General features: G+C 63.3%; 2 protein-coding genes. Both read right to left on the bottom strand.

The window, feature by feature from the left end:
* Positions 1-311, bottom strand: a 311-nt coding sequence (locus tag EOA33_RS37305) for a DUF192 domain-containing protein (RefSeq protein WP_190234528.1), incomplete at its 3' end; no start/stop codon positions are given.
* Between the two features lie 24 nt (positions 312-335).
* On the bottom strand, positions 336-809 hold a 474-nt coding region (locus EOA33_RS37300; RefSeq protein WP_127407828.1), incomplete at its 5' end, for a cold-shock protein.

Below are 809 nucleotides of genomic sequence, written 5' to 3'. Positions count from 1 at the left end.
GGCGTGTTCTTCATCCAGAAAGTCAGGTCCCTGGACTCCTCGAACACGAACAGCATGCCGTGATCGTCGGCCATCTGCTGGCGGAACATCAGGCCCGCCTCTCGCTCATCGGATGTGTCGGCGATCTCGATCGAAAAGGAGCGTTCACCCGATTTCGTCACCGCCACCAGCGGCGTCGGGTCGACGGGCAGGATCATGGCCTGACCATCGGCCGAAGTCGGCCGCTGTGAATAGAAATAGACGGCGGCCGCGATGACGAAAGCCATCGCGACGCAGACCGCGCCAGCCGTCAGCCAGTTCCTGTGAAGCATGCAAGATCCTCGGCCGGACTGCGCTTAATGCGAGACCGGCAAGGTGCCCATATCCGGGTGAATTTCGGCAGCCATAAGGCCCTTGTCGCCGCGGCCGAAACGAACCAGCACGACCTGACCGGGCCTGAGCTCGGTGATGCCATAGCGCCGCAGCGTCTCCATGTGGACGAAAATGTCCTCGGTGCCCTCGCCCCGGGTCAGGAAGCCGAATCCCTTGGTGCGGTTGAACCACTTCACCAGCGCCCGTTCGAGTCCGCTCTCCGGCGCCACGGTGACATGTGTGCGCTGCTCCTGCATCTCGGCCGGGTGCACCGCCGTGCTGGCATCCATGGAAAGAACGCGGAAGGCCTGCAGGCCGCGCTCGCCCTGCTTGACCAGGCAAACGACACGCGCGCCTTCCAGCGCGGTCTGGAACCCGTCCTTTCGAAGGCATGTCACATGGAGGAGGATATCACCGGAGGCACCATCGTCCGGAAGAATGAAGCCGTAGCCCTTGGC

Origin of the sequence: Mesorhizobium sp. M4A.F.Ca.ET.050.02.1.1 (genome assembly GCF_003997725.1) — a bacterium.
Taxonomy (GTDB): domain Bacteria; phylum Pseudomonadota; class Alphaproteobacteria; order Rhizobiales; family Rhizobiaceae; genus Mesorhizobium.
Note: the sequence above shows the minus strand (reverse complement) of the source record. Positions and strands in the feature narration are given on the sequence as shown.